The following is a 17,013-nucleotide window of genomic DNA, read 5'->3' on the forward strand; positions in this document are numbered from 1 at the left end:
CCCCTCAGTCCGGCCATTTGCGAACGTTGCTTGTCGATCTCTGCGGCACCAGCATCGCGTCGGCCGGTTTTTCCCTGGCTGACAACAGCGAATGAAGTTCGCGGGCAACGGTCTCGGCTTCTCCCGGATGAAGATTGCAGGGGTCGAGGAAGAAGTGTCCGCGTTCGACTTCATGATTGCGGACAATGATCGGCATCTGAGCCCGGGCAAGAGCGGCGGCAAGCCCGGCCGCCGTAAAGCCGCTCTCGGGCCGCACGTTGATTTCCAGCCTGTCCAGGGGATTGCTGGTTGGATCGGGAACAATGATGGCTTCGATGCCTGCAAGCCCCTCCAGCGTGTTTTTCCATAGGTCCAGCGCCGCCCGCTCGTGGCGGCGGATACCGTCATGGTCGCGTTGCTCCCATGCCTCAAGCGCCGCCATGACACCGGCGATGCTCTCCTTGCCGACTTTCATTCCGCGTCCGATCCCCCGGTTCTGCAAGAAGGTGGAGCGCACCAGGTCCTTGCGGCCGGCGACGATACCGGTGGTCGGGCCGCCCAAAAATTTGTGCCCGCTGTAGACGACGATATCCGCACCCTGCTCCAGGAAGATCCGCAAATCATATTCGGATGCGGCATCGACGATGACAGGCACGTTCCTGGCATGGCAGATAGCCACGAATTCCGGCAGGGAGAGCATGCCGTATTGCACCGTATGATGCGAAACCACGTAGAGGGCGGCGGCAGTGCGGTCGTTGATCGCGTCGGCGACGTGATAATCGTTGACGACGCTGACCGTGCCTGCCGCAATGACCTTGCCGCCGGCGAGCCGCACCGCCTGATCGATATTGCCGCCGAAGCTGACCATATGGCCGATCTGGACGATGACCTCGGTCTTCAGCCCCTCGGTCCGGTCCGGAAGATTCTCGATTGCCAACAGGTTGTCGCCGGTGATCGCAGCGGCCAGCGCCAGGCTGATACCGCTCGCACAGGACGCAGTGACAAAACCAGCTTTCCCACCGGTAAGGCGCGCGATCACCTCGCTCGCGCGCCGGTGCAGATCATCCATCTCCACGAATTGCGAGGCGATTTCGCTCATCGCCTTGATTGCCTCGGGTACGATGATTGACGCACCCAAGGCAGTCATCGTGCCGGAGACGTTGATGATGGGGCGGAGATTGAGCCGTTCTCTGATCGGCTGTTCGGAGCCTTTTGTAGTCGCAACCATATAATCGGGGCCTTCTAGCTATGAATTTCGATAATTGCTTCGATTTCGACGGTGATATTGTTCGGCAGCGAACCGACGCCGATTGCCGCGCGTGCATGCATGCCGATGTCGCCAAACACGTCGACGAACAGATCCGAACAGCCGTTGATCACCTTCGGGTGTTCGATAAATTCCGGAGTCGCGTTGACGAATCCCAATAGTTTCACGACCTGCTTGACCTGGCTTAGATCGCCAATGCCAGCCGACAAGGTCGACAGGATATTGAGCCCCGCCAGCCGCGCATGCTGGTAAGCAGCTGCCACATCCACATCTTGCCCGACCTTGCCCGTATGGAGCGTGCCGTCGGCATCCAGAGGCCCTTGTCCCGAGATGAACAGCAGGGGACCACTGCGGACGAAATTGCGAAAATTGCCGATTGGCGTCGGTGGTGTGAAGAGCTCCAGGCCGAGAGCCTTCAACCGATCGTGAGGCGTCATCTCCATGCTCCCGTTCGATCTCAGACGGCCGGGGCCGCGTGGAAGCGGGACAAGAAAGCCTTCAGCCGCTCATTCTCCGCCACAAGCGTCGGAAGATCCTTCGGCGCGCCCTGAGCGGACACTTTTCCATCGGCCATGAACACGATGCGGTCGCTGGCATCCCTGGCAAAGGCGATCTCATGGGTAACCATCAGCATCGTCATGCCCTCCTCCGCCAACTGCCTGACGACATCGAGAACTTCGTTCACCAATTCCGGATCGAGCGCCGAAGTGATTTCGTCAAGCAACAGGATCTTGGGGTCCATGGCGACCGCGCGGGCGATGCCGACACGCTGCTGCTGACCACCCGACAATTCCGACGGTAGATTGTCGATGCGGTGTCCGAGGCCGACACGATTGAGCCAATGTTCGGCTATCTCCCGCGCTTCCTTCTTTGACTTGCCGCGGACCTTCTGAAGGCCGAGCATCACGTTTTCCGCCGCAGTCAGATGCGGAAAGAGGTTGAAGCTCTGAAAGACCATGCCCGTTTCGGCGCGCATGCGCGCCAGGTCCTTCTCGCCGCGGCGCTGCTGATTGGTGCCGTCTCGATAGCCGACTTCGACCCCATCTATCTGGATCGAGCCGCTGTCGTAGCTTTCGAGAAAGTTCACGCAGCGCAGGAGCGTGGTCTTGCCGCTGCCCGAAGGGCCGATGACCGAGACGACCTCGCCTTTCGCAACATCCATGTCAATCGAGCGCAGCACCTGCACGGGTCCAAACGCTTTGGCGACATTGCGTATTCTAAGGAGCGGCAGGGCCGATTGGGTATTGTTCATGACGGTCATTCCCTGATGTAGGAGTAGCGGCGCTCCATTCTCCGGCTCAGGCTGGAGAGACTGTAATTGATCGCGAAATAGATGAAGGCTCCAAGAAGGTAGAGCGGCATGGCCTCATAGGTCCGGCCGATCACTTCGTTGATCGACTGCATGAGGTCGACTATGCCAAGCAGCGAAATCAGAGCACTTCCCTTCACCGCATCGGTCACACCATTGATCCAGGGCGGCAGAAAGCGGCGGGTCGCCTGCGGAAAGATGACGTAACGCAGGCGCTGAACGAAGGTCAGGCCGATCGACATGCCGGCCTCCATCTGTCCCCTAGGAATGGAGAGGACAGCCCCGCGCACATATTCGACGACCTGGGCCGATTTGAACAGCGTCAACGCGACGACACCGGCCCAGAAGGCGACGATGTGCAGGCCGAGCGCCGGGAAGCCGTAGTAGACGATGAAGATGAGGACGAGGATTGGTATGCCTCGGATACAATCGCTGAAGAAGCGCACCGCCAGCTTGACCGGCCAGGGACCATAGATCAGCCCGACGCCGAAAACGATGCCGATGCCGAGCGAGAGCGCGACGACGATCGCGGAGACCCAAAGCGTGATCAGCAGGCCTTTCAAGAGGAACGGCAGAGCATAGACGATCGCAGCCATTCTAGCGCTCCACCCTGAAATGACCTTCCAGCCGACGCAGGCCGAACAGGATGAGATAGCCCGTGACGAGATACATCACGGTCGTGATGATATAGACCTCGACGATACGGAAGGTGTTGAAATTGATCCATTGCGCGCCGTAGGTGAGCTCCGGAACAGCAATGACCGAGGCGACCGATGTATCCTTGAAGAGCGAAATGAAGGTGTTGGATAGCGCAGGCAGGGTAATGCGCGTCATCGTCGGCAGGCGGACATAGAGGAGACGCTGCAGTGGTGTCAGCCCGATCGCCTTGCCGGCATCGATCTGGCCGCGTGGTACCGCTTCGAGGCCGGAGCGGAACACTTCGACGAGATAGGCACCGGCATAGACCGACAGGGTAATGACGAAGGATGTTGTCGCGCTATAGGCAATGTTTACCGCGGTCGGCAGTCCGTAAAAGACGAGATAGACGAGCAGAATGAGCGGCACATTGCGGATGAACTCGACATAAGCAGCGATGAAGCCGCGAACAATTTTGCCGGCCGATACGTACCAGATGGCGAGGACGAGCCCTATCAAGGCACCGATGGCAATGGAAATGACCGCCAGCTCGAGGCTGAGCAGAAGCCCGCCCCACAGCTTGTCGATGTGTCGCCAGATAAGATTGAAATTCAGATGATAGCCCATGCCGGCCGTTATCTCCCGCGATGCGATCGATATCTGCTGCGGTGCCAGCGCCAGCCGAGGCCGCGCTGGCACCGTTCAGATCAGATGGTCGGGAAACCCGGCTTGCGCACCGGCGCATCCAGGCCGAAATATTCCTTGAAGGCGGCGTCATAGAGCGCCGATTCATGGCCGAACATCGCGGTATTGAACGTCGTATTGACGAAATATAGCCAGTCGAGATCGCCCTGACGGACTGCGGCGCCATAAAGCATGCTGTTCCACTGCTTGCCGGCGTCGAAATAACGATCGGGCGTTCGCGAGGCGAGCCAGCGCACCGTCGACAAATCGACTGCGGCCGCATCTGCGCGCTTGGCTTCCAATGCCTGAATGACGTTGGCCTGTGTGTCGATCTGCAGGACCTGCGCATCCGGCAGAACGAGGTGAACGGTTTTTTCCGCGTCGACGTTCTGGAGAATGGAAATGCGCGTGCTACCGCCGCCGGCGAGCAGCTTATCGAAAGTCTTGTTGTCGGCATCCGGACGGGTCAGCAGAGCCACGCCTTCCACATAATAGGGCCGGGAGAAGTTGATGAGCTGCGCACGCTGCGCCGACATCGTCATGAACTGGATGGTGATGTCGACCTTGCCGGTAACAATGTTCGGAATGCGCTGCTGTGCGTCCTGCTTGACGAATTCGACCTTGGTTTCATCGTCGAACAGACCCTTGGCAAGAATGCGGCCCATGGTGATGTCCATGCCGACCAGTTCGCCGGCATCGTTCTCGAAATGCCAGGGAGCGTTGGTGCTGCCGGTGCCGACAATCAGGTGGCCGCGATCGAGCACAGTGCGTAGCAGGCTGTCGCTGGCGGCCTGAGCTGCCGCCTCTTCGCTGCTGGCCATCAGGCCAACAGCAGTGCCGACCGCCAGGCCACCCAGGCCCAGCTTCAAAAAATCACGACGCTGCGAAATATCGTTCATGTAAGCCTCCGCGTTTGAGATAGAGTTCCCGTTATCGAGCTTGTTTTCCAAGCTTTTGTCTTATATATAAGACACGTTTCTTATATTTAGGACGATATACCGATTTTGGCGCTGGCGCAATGCCAGAGCGGCAGCAATGGAGCATTTCTGGCATGGTTTCGAACGGCGACGGTGCGCGAAAAACCCGCGAGGCCCACGGACCCCGTGAGCGCGGTATCGATAGGGTCTTGAAATTGCTCGCCTATCTGAACAAGACCGGGCAACCGGTGCGGCTCGCCGACCTGTCGAAAGCAATCGACGCGCCGCGATCGACCATCTATGACCTCGTCGGCATCCTCTCGGATGCGGGTATTCTGGAGACGAACGGCAGCGACAATAGGGTCTATTTCGGCAAGCTGCTTTATCTCTATGGCACGCGCTACCTGCAGGAAAACGACATCATTATTCGCGGCAGGGAAGCTGTCGAGCGGCTGTCGAAACAGACGGGCGAAACGAGCGAGCTCTGTGTGCGCCACAGGAACAAGCAGGCGATCGTCCATGCCGCCCCTGGCTCGCGCCCGCTGCGCATCAGCTCTGAGATCGGATCGCAGGTACCGATCCCTTGGACTGCATCGGGAAGGCTGCTGCTGTCACATCTGTCCAAGGAAGAAATCGGCAAATTGCTGGAGGAAGGCGATTTGACGCTTCCCGACGGACGTTCGGTCGACCTCGACGATTTCGCACGCGAATGCAGTGAGGCCAAAGGAAAGGGATTGATCGTCACCACAGGGCTAATCAACAGCTTCACCCAATGCATGGCCGCCCCCATCTGGAACTCGAACGGCATAGTCGAAGCGACGATCTGTTTCGTCCTGCCGATCGATGTCTCCGAGGATCATAAGACGGCTCTGGGCGCAGAGCTCGTTCGCACGGCAGAAGCCCTTTCAATCGGCAACAGCTATCTGGCCGCCGCACAATAAGGCGTCGACGAGATCTACTGCTCCCTTACCAATTTAAGGACAAGCTGCTGGAGATTGCCGCCGTCGCTGAGCTCGGTTTTGTCGAAATCCCGGGCTCGCTGCCGCTGTTTGTTCGAGATCTCGGACAGGCGCGTCGTCAGATCGGCCCTGATTTTACGGCAATCCGGATCATCCGCGGCGGATAGGCCGACGCTTACAGCCTCGATCTCCTTCACCATGTCCTTGATCATCTCGCCATGCACGAGCTCATGTTTGCGCACGCCAGCGATGAAGGTCTCCCAACTTCTCCGGGTCGAGGCCGGCAGCTGCTCCGCAGGCTTGGGCAATGTATAGGTGATGATCAGCTTCGGCTGCGCCGAGACGAGGACGCAGGAACCTTCCTGAGGCTCATACTTCCTCGTCCAGGTCAGCTTGAAACCCGTGTATGCGATAGCGCGAACTTTGCTTCCCACCTCCGGGCCTCGTCCACCGATCGACTCATAAAGTTCGGCGCCGGATTTCCCCGTTATGGCATAGATCTTCACCTTTTCGACTGCCTGCCATTCCGCATGTGCCGCCATCGGCAAAGATACGAGAAAGGCCGCCAGCAAGCAAAATCGAACGCCTGCCCCCATGCAAATCCCCCAAAAACGATGCCCTCGTTAGCGGCGAAACTACCGGCTGCAGGTTCTGCTTTCAATCGGGCTTTAGTCACGAATGCAAGAGTTCCTCAGCCTCCTCTCGGCTCATATCGAAAATCGCCTTGCCGACCTCAAAGCCGAATCCGTTACGGGCGAATGCAGCCAGTTCCTTCGCCTTTCGCTTCTCATCGAGCTCATTTCGCCGAAACGGGCCGAAGCCGCGCTTACGGGCAAAGATGACGGCGGCGAATACGTCGTTGGTCGCATCCAAAGCCGTCGCCACCGTATCGCCGTCTATGCCGTTCGCAGCGAGCTTGTAGGCGATGGCCTTCCTCGATTTGCCGGAGCGGACTGCGGATCGAGTGCTGACTTCGGCATAGGCGACATCGTCAAGCGCCTTCTGGTCGTAGGCGAATTTGACGGCGAAATCAGCGACGGCCTGGATCTGCGCGTCGCTGATGCCTTCAAACTTCTGCTTCGCTTTTCTCGCGATCGCGTCGAACAACTGCTTTTCAGTCATCATCTTGCGTTCAAGACGATAGATCGTCGAATTGCGCGCCCAGGCCAGCATACGAGTGGTCGGAGTTTGGTCCATGGGCGGAGAAGCGTTCAGATTCGGCGAAAGAGAGATTCGGGGCGCGAACGTCTTTACGTTACGCACCCTGTTTTCGCAATGAATTCCCCCTTTCAGGTACGAAACCGCTGACCAGATCCTTCCATTTGCCGAGGCGCGGCGCCGTTTCCGGAAGGATAGCGGTCGCAATGATCGTGATCACGCAGCCGCCTGCGATGAAGGCCGCAAGAGCCCATGGGGCGCCATGGCCGACTTCCAGCAGCCATCCCGCCGCCAGCGTGCCGACGGAGCCGATGAGTGCACCGATCTGTTGAACGAAGGAGACGCCGCTGGCGCGAACCGATGTCGGAAAGAACTCGGAATAGAAGGCGGCCTGTGGCGCGTACATTGCGCTATGGCCAATGGCGAGCGCGGCCGTGAGGGCGATCCAGATGAGATCGTCGGCCCGGTAAAAGACGAAGGCAAAAGCCGGGAATGTAGCCAGCAGAACAGAGGCGGCGCCAAGAATATAGACCGGCCGCCGGCCGATCCTGTCGGACAGCGCGCCGAAGAGCGGCAAGGTGACAAGCTCCAGAAGGATTGCGATCAATGTAGCGTTCGTCATTGTCGGACGGGGCACACCGCGGCTCGTCGCATAGGCCACGATCAACACAGCGAAACTGGTGAAGGTAATGCTCTCCGCGAGTTTGCTGCCGCAGCCGAAAAGAAGCAGCCGCGGATATTTGCGCAGCACTTCGACAACCGGATGCGGGTCCTCGGCGTTGCGTTTGCGCATCTCCAGGAACAGCGGCGATTCTGTCAGTGACAAGCGGATATACATGCCGATACCCACCAGCAACAGGCTGAGGAGAAAAGGAATGCGCCAACCCCATGACAGGAAGTCGCTCTCCGGCAGCACCGATGTCAGGATGGCGAAGATGCCGAGCGGCAGGATGAAACCGGCAGGCGCCCCCATTTGGACCCAGGAGCCAAAGAAACCCCGGCGCTTGGCTGGAGCGTGTTCGCACATGATCAGAATGGCATTGCCTTGTTCGCCGCCGATGCCGAAGCCGTGCAGCAGTCGGATGAACAACAGTGCCAGCGGCGCGGCGATACCGATCGTATTATAGGTTGGCATCAGCCCGATGATGAATGTTGCGATGCCGACGATCATAAGTGTGGTGACGAGCGCGCTCTTGCGTCCATAGCGGTCGCCGAGATAGCCGAAAATAATGCCGCCGATCGGCCGCACGACGAATCCGGCCGCATAGGTTCCAAGCGCAACCAGCGAGCCGACCAATGGATCGAAACTCGGAAAGAACAGCTTGTTGAACACCAGTGCCGATGCTGTGGCATAGCTGAAGAAATCATACCACTCGACGGTCGTTCCGATGCAGGAGGCCACCGCCACCTTGCGCAGCATGATGGCATCGGCCTTCTCATGCGTTCCATTACTCATATCTTCCTCCAATCGCGGCATCCAGCCGCTCTGGTGACAGAGCTAAGGCATTAATGCATTACTCTATCGACTAAAAAAGCACATTCGATCCCGCGTTTGAGACGCAGGGGGTGCAGCGAAAAACGACGACTGAATGCCGGGGTTATTCCGCGAAGAAATCCGCATTTTCGGCGGCGATGCGCTCGATAGCGGCGAAAGCGGTGCGCAGATGGGCTTGCATCACCTTGGTTGCGCCGTCCGGATCGCCCGAGACCACGCGATTGACCAAATCCTCATGTTGACGAAAGATCATCTCCAGCCAATCGATCCGCTCGAGCGAAAGATAGCGAAGACGGTCTAGGGAAACTTTTGCCGACGCGATCATGTCCCAAACATGGGGATGCCCGGCAATCTCCATCAGCGCGCGGTGCATCGCCTCGTCGGACAAGAAAAAGCCGATGTGATCGCCCTTGCCGATCAGCCGGCGCTGATCCTCCAGAAACCGGTGCAGCCGCGCTTCCTTATCCGCAACGGGTGACGTGGCAGCCTCGGCGACGGCGCTGCATTCCAGCATTTCGCGCACGAACTGCGCGTCCCGAACCGCGCTGATCTCGATCGGCGCTACATAGGTGCCGACCTGCGGCACGACCACCAGAAAGCCTGCATCGGCAAGTCTTTGAAACACCTGCCGAACCGGCGTCCGGCTCAAGCCGACTTCGTCCGCGATCCGTGTTTCCGAAATCGCCGCGCCCGGTCGAAGTTCGCCGGTCAGAATACGCATATAGAGGACGTCATAGAGGTCCTTGATGCTCATCCTGGGGCGGATTGGTGATACGGCCATCGGTTCAATGCGCCTCTGCTGTGATGGTGCTCAGGAAACGCCGCGCCCGTTCGCTGCTCGGATTCGCGATCAGCGCGCGAGGCTCTCGGTCTTCCACGACCTTGCCTTCGTCCATGAATATCATTCGCGTACCGACATCGGCGGCGAAACGGATTTCGTGCGTGACGACTAGCATTGTGCGACCCTCGCGAGCAAGGTCGCGCATGACACCGAGAACTTCGCCGACCGTTTCGGGATCGAGCGCGGAGGTCGGCTCATCGAACAACAGGATATGCGGGTCGGCGCAAAGCGCACGGGCGATCGCCACGCGCTGCTGCTCGCCACCGGACATCTGCGCCGGATAGGCATTCATCCGATGGGACAGGCGCACGCGCTCGAACAGGGCTTTCGCCCGCGCTTCGACCGTTTTCCGGTCCTGCTTGTGTACGACGACCGAAGCGAGCACGACATTCTGCAGGGCCGTCAGATGCGGATAAAGATTGAAGTGCTGAAAGATCATCCCGATCCGACGGCGAACGCCCGTTATCGCGCTGCGCTCGTGTGCGAGCACCGGGCGCCCCTCGAAGCGGATCTGCCCGCCCTGAATATCCTCGAGCCCGTTGACGCAGCGCAGCAGTGTCGATTTCCCCGTGCCGGAGGGGCCGATAAAACAGACGATCTCACCCGGCTGCACCTGCATGGAGATACCGTCGAGAATGGTGCGCTTGCCAAACCGCTTCACCACATTGTCGAATTCAAGAACTGCCTGCGTCATTGTCCGCCTCCCGCGAGCATAAGCTTCGTTCCGACGTTGTAGCGCCGCTCAAGCACGCCTCCCGCCAGCGAGATTCCATAGTTGATGAGGAAATAAAGGACGCCGAGGAGCAGCAGCGGCGCGAAACTGCCGCCAGTGCTTTCGCGAACCAGAAGACCGGTCTTGGTCAATTCGACATAGCCGATGATCGAGGCAAGCGACGATTCCTTCAACGTCGTCACATAGACACCGACCGAAGGTGGCAGGACGACCCTCAGCGCCTGCGGGCCGACCACATGCCGCATGGTCTGGGCAAAGGTCATGCCGGACGATTGCGCCGCTTCCCACTGTCCTCGCCCGACGCTCTCGATGCCGGCGCGCATGACCTCTGACATCGTGGCCGTGGCGTGCAGCGCCAACGCAAGCGTCGCCGCCGTGAACGTCGAGATATCGACGCCGAACATGACCGGTAGGCCGAAATAGGCGAAGAACAGCACGATCAGGATCGGAATGGACCGAAAGAATTCGACGAAAAGCAGAGCTACCACTCTGAGCAGCCACCAGCGGGACGTCCGCGCCAGCGCCACAAAGCCCCCGGCGACGGCGCCGATCATCAGCGCCAGCCATGACAGCCAGATCGTGAGCGCGGCGGCCTTCAGAAAAAGCGGCAAAAACGAAAACAGGTCATGATTCATCGGCGCACACCATTATCCCGGAAAAGCATGCGGCCGATCGCAAGGCGCATGAGGTTCACCGCCTGGCAGAGAACCAGATAGACGCCCGCCGCCACCAGGAAGGTTTCGAAGAAGCGGAAGGAGGTGGAGCCGACCGTCTGCATCCACGAAGCGACGTCCTCCACGGCAACCGCCGAGGCGAGCGATGATGCAAGGATGACTGCGATCACCTGATTGCCGAGCGGGGCGTAGATGACACGAAAGACCTGCGGCAGAATGATATAGCGATAAGTCTGGACGGGGTTGAAACCCTGTGCCCGCGCCGCTTCGAATTGGCCGTGCGCGATGGCGACAAGCCCTGCACGGATGATCTCGGCCATGTAGCCGGCGCTGTTGAGCGTCAATCCGATCAACGCGGCGGTGAAAGATGAGAAACGCAATCCCATGGCGGGAAGCGCGAAATAGACGATATAAAGGATGACCAGGAGCGGCGTATTCCGCATGATCTCGACATAGGCAACAGCCAAGACGCGCGAGAGCCGGCTCTGGCTGCGGCGCATGATCGCCAGTCCGCAGCCGATGATCACGCTGAAGATGATGGCCAGAATCGAAAGGTTCAGCGTGGTCTGTGCGGCATCCCAGAGCAGCGGCAGATATTCGCGAATGCTGCGAAACTGGAGCGTATAATGCATGGTCCTCTCCGCCAGGTTCTCTCTGCGGGATGGTGGAGCGGCTTACGCCGCTCCCACTCCGATCAATATTGCGCCTGCAGTGCAGGCTGGTCGAAGCCGAACCAGGTCTTGAAAAGTGCCTTGTTGTCACCGGACGCATTGAACTGGTCGACGAACAGGTTGACGACGCGCAACCATTCGGCGTCGCCTGCCGGGACGCCGATGGCAATTTCGGCGCGCGCGAGCGAACCATCGACCTGGCGAAGCTTGCCTGCGTTATCGGCGATGGCCTTCCGATTGTAGAAATCGTCTTCCGCCATCGCGTCGACCTGTCCGGACAACAAAGCGCTGAGTTCGTCGGCCTGGGTGTTGAAACGGACGAGTTGGGCGTTGGGCAGATGGGCCGGCACGGCACGCTCCGCCGTACCGCCGCGCGAGATGGCGACACGGATCTTGGCGGCGTTAGCCTCGTCGATCGTCTTGTAGGGCGCGCTTGCCGGCACAAGCAAACGCATATTGGTCACCACATAGGGGTTGGAGAAGGCAACCGATGTCGAGCGCTCGACGTTGCGGGTGAAATCGGCGATCGTCACATCGACCTTGCCGGTCTGCAGCGACGTCACGCGGCTTGGAATATCTGTAACGACGAATTCCGGATCGACCTTCAGTGCCGCCGCCAGTTTTTTCGCAATGTCAATGTCGTAGCCAACAGGTACGCCGTCAGCGCCGACCGTAGCATAGGGCGGCAGGCTACCGAGCACGGCAACGCGAAGCTTGCCGTTGGAAAGAACGGACTGAAGAATACTGCCGGAATCCGCGAAGGCCGGAACCGAAACGGTTGCAGCTATCGCCAGGCCGCCAAGAAGACCTAAAAATGCGCGTCTCAAAAACATGGATATACCCTCCCAAGGTCATAAGGTTGAATGTTTCCGCTAATCGGGTGCGGTGGTGATCAGGTGTCGAAGGCGAGCTGCACTTTCAGTGTCTGCTCGGGGTGCCGCTCGATGAGATCAAAAGCGGCGGCCGCGTCCGTGGCGGCAAAGGTCTGCGTAATCATCGCCGCCGGCTTGAGGGCGCCGCTTTCCAGCCAGCCGACCACCTCCGGAATGAAGCGGCGATTGAGGCGCGAGCCGACGAGGCTCAATTCCTTGCGGACGATCTCCTGCTGGCTGACATTGCAAGGCGCAGAAGAAAATCCGAGCAGTCCGATCCGGCCGGCAGGCGCCGCCACACGGCAGGCCTCCTCCAGCAGCGAAGGAATTCCGGCGCCGTCGATGACGACCGATGGACCGAGCCCATCCAGTTCTCCGGCAACCATGTCCGGAACGGACTTTTCCAAAGAGTTAAACGCGACGTCGGCGCCGAATTCACGAGCACGCTCAAGGCGCTTGTCGTCGATATCGGCGACGATACAGCGCGCGCCCTTCATCTTCGCAACCTGCAGCACAGTCAGTCCGACGGTGCCAGCGCCGTAGATCAGCACCACATCCTCAGGGCCGCAACCGGTGCGCGACAGCACGTTCGCGGCAACCGCCAGAGGCTCGGCGAGAGCAGCGATGTCGAAGCCGAGGGATGGTGAAACCTTCACCGCATTGTCTTCCGGGACGACCGCCACCGACCGGAAGCCACCGTCGCGATGCACGCCGATGACCTGCAGATTGGCACAGACATTCGACCGACCGATACGGCAGGGATGGCATTTTCCGCAGGAAACAACGGGATCGGCGACCACGCGATCTCCGACCGCCAGGCGCGATACGCCCGCTCCGATCGCCTCAACCGTGCCGGCAAATTCATGGCCAATGATGCGGGGATAAACGACGAAAGGGTTCGAGCCGTGCAGAATATGGATGTCCGAGCCGCAAATGCCGGCCCGATTGACCCGGATCGTGACTTCGCCGGGCGCCAATCCTTCAGCAGAACTCTTATCCTCCAGCGCCAACCGATGAGGCGCGCGTACCGCTATCGCAACCATTTATCCTCCCTGCTCCGACCAACGAATCCGCCTCCAAAGAAGCGGTGAAAGTGAAGCTTGCATACTTGTATCCAAGAACGTAGGGAGGCGCAAGGCCCATTTTTAAGATGCGATCGACAAAGTGCCTCTCGCCTTAGACAAGGGATTTCAGGAGCGAATTTACCCGGTCTCTCCAGACCCTGTTTGCCTGCAATTCCTTGGGGAAAAGCCCCGGCACAGCAAAGAAGGATGCCGTTTCGTCGTCCGTCCGCACTGCATCCGCAGCGGCCTTCAAGAGTTCCCCGGAGCGCGGATCGTCGAGGGTACGGGCCAGTTTGATAAAGGCTATCCACACGGCCGTTGCGAAGGCGAACTCCGCCCCGTCGCTTCCCGAAGAAAGAGCGTCGACGGCGGGCTGGAAGAGGCGCTGCGGGAGTTTCTGCGAACCATCCATGGCGATCTGCAGCGTGCGATGGGCGATGGCCGGATTGGCGAACCGCTCCACAAGCTGATCCATATAGTGGGCGAGATCGATGCCGGGCACCGGATCGAGCGTGCGAACCGCAGCCTGCATATGCCGCCGGACCAGCGCGACATTTTCCGGCACACCCATGACGTCGCGGACGAATTCGAGCTTCTGCAATTGCCCGAGATAGGCGATCAGCGAGTGCGAACCATTCAGCAGCCGCAACTTCATTTTCTCGTAAGGTTCGACATCCTTGACAAAGAGCGCCCCGCCCGCCTCCCAGGCGGGGCGATCGGATACGAAATCATCCTCGATCACCCATTGCGAGAAGGTCTCGGCTTCGATTGACAGCCTGTCCTCCACTCCCAGCAGCTTTTCGGCACGGGCACGGGTCTCGGCCGTCGCGGCGGGAACGATGCGATCGACCATGCTGCATGGAAAAAATACGTTTTCGTCGACCCATGCCGATAGGCCTGGATCGCGGGCGGCCGCCATCTCGGTCACAAGGCGCCGGACGATGCGTCCATTGCTCGGCAGGTTGTCGCAGCAGAGCACGGTGAATGGCCGCTGCCCGGCCGCCCGTCGCCGCGCGAGCCCTTCCGTCAGGTAACCGATGACGCCCATCGGGCGGGTCGGCGATTTCAAATCGTGGGCGATTGCCGGATGGGCATGATCAAGCCCGCCGCCAACGGGATCGATGCCATAAGCCTTTTCGCTGACAGTCAGCGTGACGACATGAACAGCTGGATCGGCGAGCCGCGCAAGGACAGCCTCCCCATCCTCGCTGGCCGCAAGCGCCTCCACGATCGAGCCGACGACCCGGACATTGTCGCCGGAGCGGTCACGCGCAACAACGCTATAAAGGCAATCCTGCGCCCGCATATCATGGGCGATCTCCGTCGACCGCAAGCTGACGCCGACAATGCCCCAGTTTCCAAACGCATGCGCCAGCGCCGCATCTGTGTAAACCGCCTGGTGCGCGCGGTGAAAGGCACCGAGGCCGATGTGAACGATCCCCGGCTTCAGCACCTGCCTATTGTAAGGGGGAGACTGAGTTGAAGCATCTAGTTGCGTGCGAGCAGTCAATCGTTCCATCAGCGGGCCAATCCGTATTGGGGGTGTGACAAGGCGCGCTCGATACCACGCAGTTCCGCGAGGCCCTTCAACCGGCCGATGGCAGGATAGCCCGGCTGAGCGCCGCGCGCCAAGTCATCCAAGATTTCCTGGCCATGGTCGGGCCGCATGAAGATCGTGTGGTCCGCACGCCCTTCGGCCTTCCGTCGCCGTTCCTCCGAAAGGATCGCGGCGATCACCGCAACCATATCGGCATTTCCCTCAAGGTGTTCGTCCTCGAAAAAGGAACCCGGCTGCGCCGTCGTCTCGCGGCGAACATTGCGGAGATGGAGGAAATGGATGCGCGGGGCCAGCCGCCAGATCATCGCCGGCAGGTCGTTGTCGCCGCGCGCGCCAAGCGAGCCCGTGCAGAAAGTGACGCCATTGGCGGGGCTGTCGACGGCCTTCAGGATGTGCGTGTAGTCCGCTTCGGTCGAGAGAATACGCGGCAGGCCGAGAAGCGGCCACGGCGGATCGTCTCCATGCGCGCAAAGTCGCATGCCCAGTTCCTCGGCGATAGGCACGACCTCGGACAGGAAGTCGATCAGATGACCGCGAAGGCGCTCGGCATCGATCGCGCTGTAGCGCGCGAGTTCGGAGCGCAGTTCCGGCAAGGTATAAGCCTCGGCCTGCCCGGGAAGCCCCGCTCCGACGTTACGCGAAAGAATCAAACGCCGTTCTTTCGGCATCTCGGCAAAGCGCTGGGCGGCGGCCTCCACCAATTCCGCGGAATAATCGGTCGCCGCATCCGGCCGCTGAAGGATATGCAGATCGAAGGCGATAAAATCGACGAGATCGAACCGCATGGCCTTTGCGCCACTGGGTGTCGGCCAGCGCAGATCCGTACGGGTCCAATCAAGAACAGGCATGAAATTGTAGCAGACCGTGGAAATTCCTGCCTCGGCCAGGCGTCGCAGCGTCTCGGCCCACGCCTTCACATGCTCTTTCCAATCGCCGGACATCGTCTTGATGCTCTCGGAAACGGGAATGCTTTCGACCAGCTCCCACTCCAATCCGCCCTGCCGGATCTCATCCTGCCGCTTGCGGATTTCCTCCAATGGCCAGGCCACACCGGTCGGAATATGATGGAGGGAGCTGACGATACCGTCTGCGCCAGCCTGAACGGCATCCTTGACGCTGACCTTGTCGATCGGCCCAAACCATCTCCACGTATGCCTCATCCTGATTTTTCCTTTGAAAACTGACGCCACCGAACCCGGCAATATTCACACTCGATTCAAATACACTACCATGGTAATATGTCAACGAAGCTGGTCGGTGAGCGCTGCCACTTCATTGTGATAGAAGCGTTCCACCATGCACCGGAGAACAACATTGGCTCTGACCGATAGACAATCGACATCCCTGCTTGCGATCGATCCGAAGCTGCCGATGGCGCCGCAGATCTATGGCAATATCCGCCAGTCGATCCTCAATCTCCGTCTCGCGCCCAAACAGGCCCTGAGCGAAAAGGAACTCGCCCTCATGCTCGGCGTCAGCCGGACGCCGGTTCGCGAAGCGCTGATCAAGCTCGCCGAGGATGGGCTGGTCGATATCTTTCCCCAGCGCGGCACATTCGTTGCACCAATCCGTGTTTCGGAAGTCCTGGAGGCGCAATTCATTCGCGAAGCGCTGGAAGTCTCCGTTGTCGCGCGCGTGGCCGAACTATCTGACCCCGCTATCAGCGCCCGCCTGCGTGAGAGCCTGGCGCGGCAGAAGCGCGCTGCCGACAACGGCGATTTGGATGGATTCCTGGCGGAGGACGAAAATTTCCATTTCATCCTATCCGTGTCCGTCAACCTGACACGGGCCTGGAAGGTCATCCAGAATGTCAAAGGCCAGCTCGACCGCGTTCGTGTTCTGAGCCTGCCCGAGCCGGGCCACCTGACCGAGCTCTACGAGCAGCATATGGCAATCGTGACCGCCATCGAATCCGGCAATGCTAAGGTTGCCAAAAAACATATGGCCAAGCATCTCCAGCAGGTGTTCCGTACCATCGATTCGCTGTTGGCGAAGAGACCCGAGATCTTCGATTGATCCATTCCAGCCAGAGTAGCGCTGCTTATTTTCCAAACCCACTTGCCGCAGCGGTATGATTGGCTATGGTTGTGGCACGGCCCTGCGTTGAGGCGTGGAGCGCCGAACCTCATTCGATGGCTGGAGGCCGTCTCAAGCACGACATCGCTATAGATCACGGGGCGCTCGCTCTGCCGACCG

The 17,013-nt window shown here is 59.7% G+C and carries 19 protein-coding genes; 2 read left to right on the plus strand and 17 right to left on the minus strand.

The genetic code is table 11. From position 1 onward, the window contains the following. Positions 1-4: 4 nt before the first annotated feature. From PY649_RS03480 to PY649_RS03505, 6 genes are read right to left on the minus strand one after another with little or no spacing between them, the layout of a single operon-like run. On the minus strand, positions 5-1,207 hold the full coding sequence (locus tag PY649_RS03480) for an aminotransferase class V-fold PLP-dependent enzyme (RefSeq protein WP_285866751.1): 1,203 nt from the start codon (positions 1,205-1,207) through the stop codon (positions 5-7). A 14-nt stretch (positions 1,208-1,221) separates the two neighbouring features. Next, positions 1,222-1,683 carry a RidA family protein gene (locus PY649_RS03485; RefSeq protein ID WP_285866752.1) on the minus strand — a complete coding sequence of 154 codons (462 nt, stop codon included), beginning with the start codon at positions 1,681-1,683 and terminating at the stop codon, positions 1,222-1,224. Between the two features lie 20 nt (positions 1,684-1,703). Continuing rightward, positions 1,704-2,498, minus strand: a complete 795-nt coding sequence (locus PY649_RS03490; RefSeq protein ID WP_285866753.1) for an amino acid ABC transporter ATP-binding protein — start codon at positions 2,496-2,498, stop codon at positions 1,704-1,706. A 5-nt stretch (positions 2,499-2,503) separates the two neighbouring features. After that, on the minus strand, positions 2,504-3,151 hold the full coding sequence (locus PY649_RS03495) for an amino acid ABC transporter permease (protein ID WP_285866754.1): 648 nt from the start codon (positions 3,149-3,151) through the stop codon (positions 2,504-2,506). A gap of 1 nt (position 3,152) precedes the next feature. After that, positions 3,153-3,890, minus strand: a complete 738-nt coding sequence (locus PY649_RS03500) for an amino acid ABC transporter permease (RefSeq protein WP_285866755.1) — start codon at positions 3,888-3,890, stop codon at positions 3,153-3,155. An 8-nt stretch (positions 3,891-3,898) separates the two neighbouring features. Then, a complete protein-coding gene (locus tag PY649_RS03505) occupies positions 3,899-4,774 on the minus strand; it encodes a transporter substrate-binding protein (RefSeq protein ID WP_285866756.1) in 876 nt (291 codons plus the stop codon). A gap of 152 nt (positions 4,775-4,926) precedes the next feature. Between PY649_RS03505 and PY649_RS03510 the strand changes: the two genes are divergently transcribed. After that, positions 4,927-5,733 (plus strand): IclR family transcriptional regulator, encoded by an 807-nt coding sequence (locus PY649_RS03510; protein ID WP_285866757.1) that lies wholly within the window; start codon positions 4,927-4,929, stop codon positions 5,731-5,733. Between the two features lie 14 nt (positions 5,734-5,747). Here PY649_RS03510 and PY649_RS03515 read toward each other — a convergent pair whose 3' ends face one another. The 11 genes from PY649_RS03515 to uxuA all read right to left on the minus strand — a co-directional run bounded on the left by PY649_RS03515 (position 5,748) and on the right by uxuA (position 15,977). After that, a complete protein-coding gene (locus PY649_RS03515; protein WP_285866758.1) occupies positions 5,748-6,347 on the minus strand; it encodes a DUF922 domain-containing Zn-dependent protease in 600 nt (199 codons plus the stop codon). A gap of 76 nt (positions 6,348-6,423) precedes the next feature. After that, complete coding sequence (recX, locus tag PY649_RS03520) at positions 6,424-6,948, minus strand: recombination regulator RecX (RefSeq protein WP_285866759.1); 525 nt, start codon at positions 6,946-6,948, stop codon at positions 6,424-6,426. Positions 6,949-7,006: 58 nt separating this feature from the next. Then, complete coding sequence (locus tag PY649_RS03525) at positions 7,007-8,365, minus strand: MFS transporter (protein WP_285866760.1); 1,359 nt, start codon at positions 8,363-8,365, stop codon at positions 7,007-7,009. A 142-nt stretch (positions 8,366-8,507) separates the two neighbouring features. Continuing rightward, positions 8,508-9,185, minus strand: a complete 678-nt coding sequence (locus PY649_RS03530) for a GntR family transcriptional regulator (RefSeq protein WP_285866761.1) — start codon at positions 9,183-9,185, stop codon at positions 8,508-8,510. A 4-nt stretch (positions 9,186-9,189) separates the two neighbouring features. Further along, positions 9,190-9,939, minus strand: a complete 750-nt coding sequence (locus PY649_RS03535) for an amino acid ABC transporter ATP-binding protein (protein WP_285866763.1) — start codon at positions 9,937-9,939, stop codon at positions 9,190-9,192. Beyond that, complete coding sequence (locus tag PY649_RS03540) at positions 9,936-10,613, minus strand: amino acid ABC transporter permease (protein WP_285866765.1); 678 nt, start codon at positions 10,611-10,613, stop codon at positions 9,936-9,938. The genes PY649_RS03535 and PY649_RS03540 overlap by 4 nt, the downstream gene beginning before the upstream one ends. After that, positions 10,610-11,284, minus strand: coding sequence for an amino acid ABC transporter permease (locus PY649_RS03545; protein WP_285866767.1), 675 nt, complete (start codon positions 11,282-11,284; stop codon positions 10,610-10,612). The genes PY649_RS03540 and PY649_RS03545 overlap by 4 nt, the downstream gene beginning before the upstream one ends. Before the next feature lie 62 nt (positions 11,285-11,346). After that, entirely contained in the window at positions 11,347-12,156 is an 810-nt protein-coding gene (locus PY649_RS03550) for a transporter substrate-binding domain-containing protein (RefSeq protein WP_285866769.1), read from the minus strand. A gap of 59 nt (positions 12,157-12,215) precedes the next feature. Further along, entirely contained in the window at positions 12,216-13,238 is a 1,023-nt protein-coding gene (locus PY649_RS03555; protein ID WP_285866771.1) for a Zn-dependent oxidoreductase, read from the minus strand. Between the two features lie 133 nt (positions 13,239-13,371). After that, positions 13,372-14,781 (minus strand): mannitol dehydrogenase family protein, encoded by a 1,410-nt coding sequence (locus PY649_RS03560; RefSeq protein ID WP_432761322.1) that lies wholly within the window; start codon positions 14,779-14,781, stop codon positions 13,372-13,374. Continuing rightward, the gene (gene uxuA / locus PY649_RS03565) at positions 14,778-15,977 is read right to left on the minus strand and encodes a mannonate dehydratase (RefSeq protein ID WP_285866775.1); all 1,200 of its coding nucleotides are present in this window, start codon (positions 15,975-15,977) and stop codon (positions 14,778-14,780) included. Before uxuA ends, PY649_RS03560 begins: the two co-directional genes overlap by 4 nt. Positions 15,978-16,131: 154 nt before the next feature. Here uxuA and PY649_RS03570 point away from each other — a divergent pair, with 154 nt between their 5' ends. Next, complete coding sequence (locus PY649_RS03570; RefSeq protein ID WP_285866777.1) at positions 16,132-16,833, plus strand: GntR family transcriptional regulator; 702 nt, start codon at positions 16,132-16,134, stop codon at positions 16,831-16,833. Positions 16,834-17,013 lie beyond the last annotated feature (180 nt).

Source organism: Rhizobium mayense (assembly GCF_030272705.1).
Classification (GTDB): Bacteria; Pseudomonadota; Alphaproteobacteria; order Rhizobiales; family Rhizobiaceae; genus Rhizobium; species Rhizobium mayense.

Bases quoted from the DNA above. Each gene is read 5' to 3' on its own strand.
- PY649_RS03480 (WP_285866751.1), bottom strand. From the start codon at position 1,207: ATGGTTGCGACTACAAAAGGCTCCGAACAGCCGATCAGAGAACGGCTC.
- PY649_RS03485 (WP_285866752.1), bottom strand. From the start codon at position 1,683: ATGACGCCTCACGATCGGTTGAAGGCTCTCGGCCTGGAGCTCTTCACA.
- PY649_RS03490 (WP_285866753.1), bottom strand. From the start codon at position 2,498: ATGAACAATACCCAATCGGCCCTGCCGCTCCTTAGAATACGCAATGTC.
- PY649_RS03495 (WP_285866754.1), bottom strand. From the start codon at position 3,151: ATGGCTGCGATCGTCTATGCTCTGCCGTTCCTCTTGAAAGGCCTGCTG.
- PY649_RS03505 (WP_285866756.1), bottom strand. From the start codon at position 4,774: ATGAACGATATTTCGCAGCGTCGTGATTTTTTGAAGCTGGGCCTGGGT.
- PY649_RS03510 (WP_285866757.1), top strand. From the start codon at position 4,927: ATGGTTTCGAACGGCGACGGTGCGCGAAAAACCCGCGAGGCCCACGGA.
- PY649_RS03515 (WP_285866758.1), bottom strand. From the start codon at position 6,347: ATGGGGGCAGGCGTTCGATTTTGCTTGCTGGCGGCCTTTCTCGTATCT.
- recX (WP_285866759.1), bottom strand. From the start codon at position 6,948: ATGGACCAAACTCCGACCACTCGTATGCTGGCCTGGGCGCGCAATTCG.
- PY649_RS03525 (WP_285866760.1), bottom strand. From the start codon at position 8,365: ATGAGTAATGGAACGCATGAGAAGGCCGATGCCATCATGCTGCGCAAG.
- PY649_RS03530 (WP_285866761.1), bottom strand. From the start codon at position 9,185: ATGGCCGTATCACCAATCCGCCCCAGGATGAGCATCAAGGACCTCTAT.
- PY649_RS03535 (WP_285866763.1), bottom strand. From the start codon at position 9,939: ATGACGCAGGCAGTTCTTGAATTCGACAATGTGGTGAAGCGGTTTGGC.
- PY649_RS03540 (WP_285866765.1), bottom strand. From the start codon at position 10,613: ATGAATCATGACCTGTTTTCGTTTTTGCCGCTTTTTCTGAAGGCCGCC.
- PY649_RS03545 (WP_285866767.1), bottom strand. From the start codon at position 11,284: ATGCATTATACGCTCCAGTTTCGCAGCATTCGCGAATATCTGCCGCTG.
- PY649_RS03550 (WP_285866769.1), bottom strand. From the start codon at position 12,156: ATGTTTTTGAGACGCGCATTTTTAGGTCTTCTTGGCGGCCTGGCGATA.
- PY649_RS03555 (WP_285866771.1), bottom strand. From the start codon at position 13,238: ATGGTTGCGATAGCGGTACGCGCGCCTCATCGGTTGGCGCTGGAGGAT.
- uxuA (WP_285866775.1), bottom strand. From the start codon at position 15,977: ATGAGGCATACGTGGAGATGGTTTGGGCCGATCGACAAGGTCAGCGTC.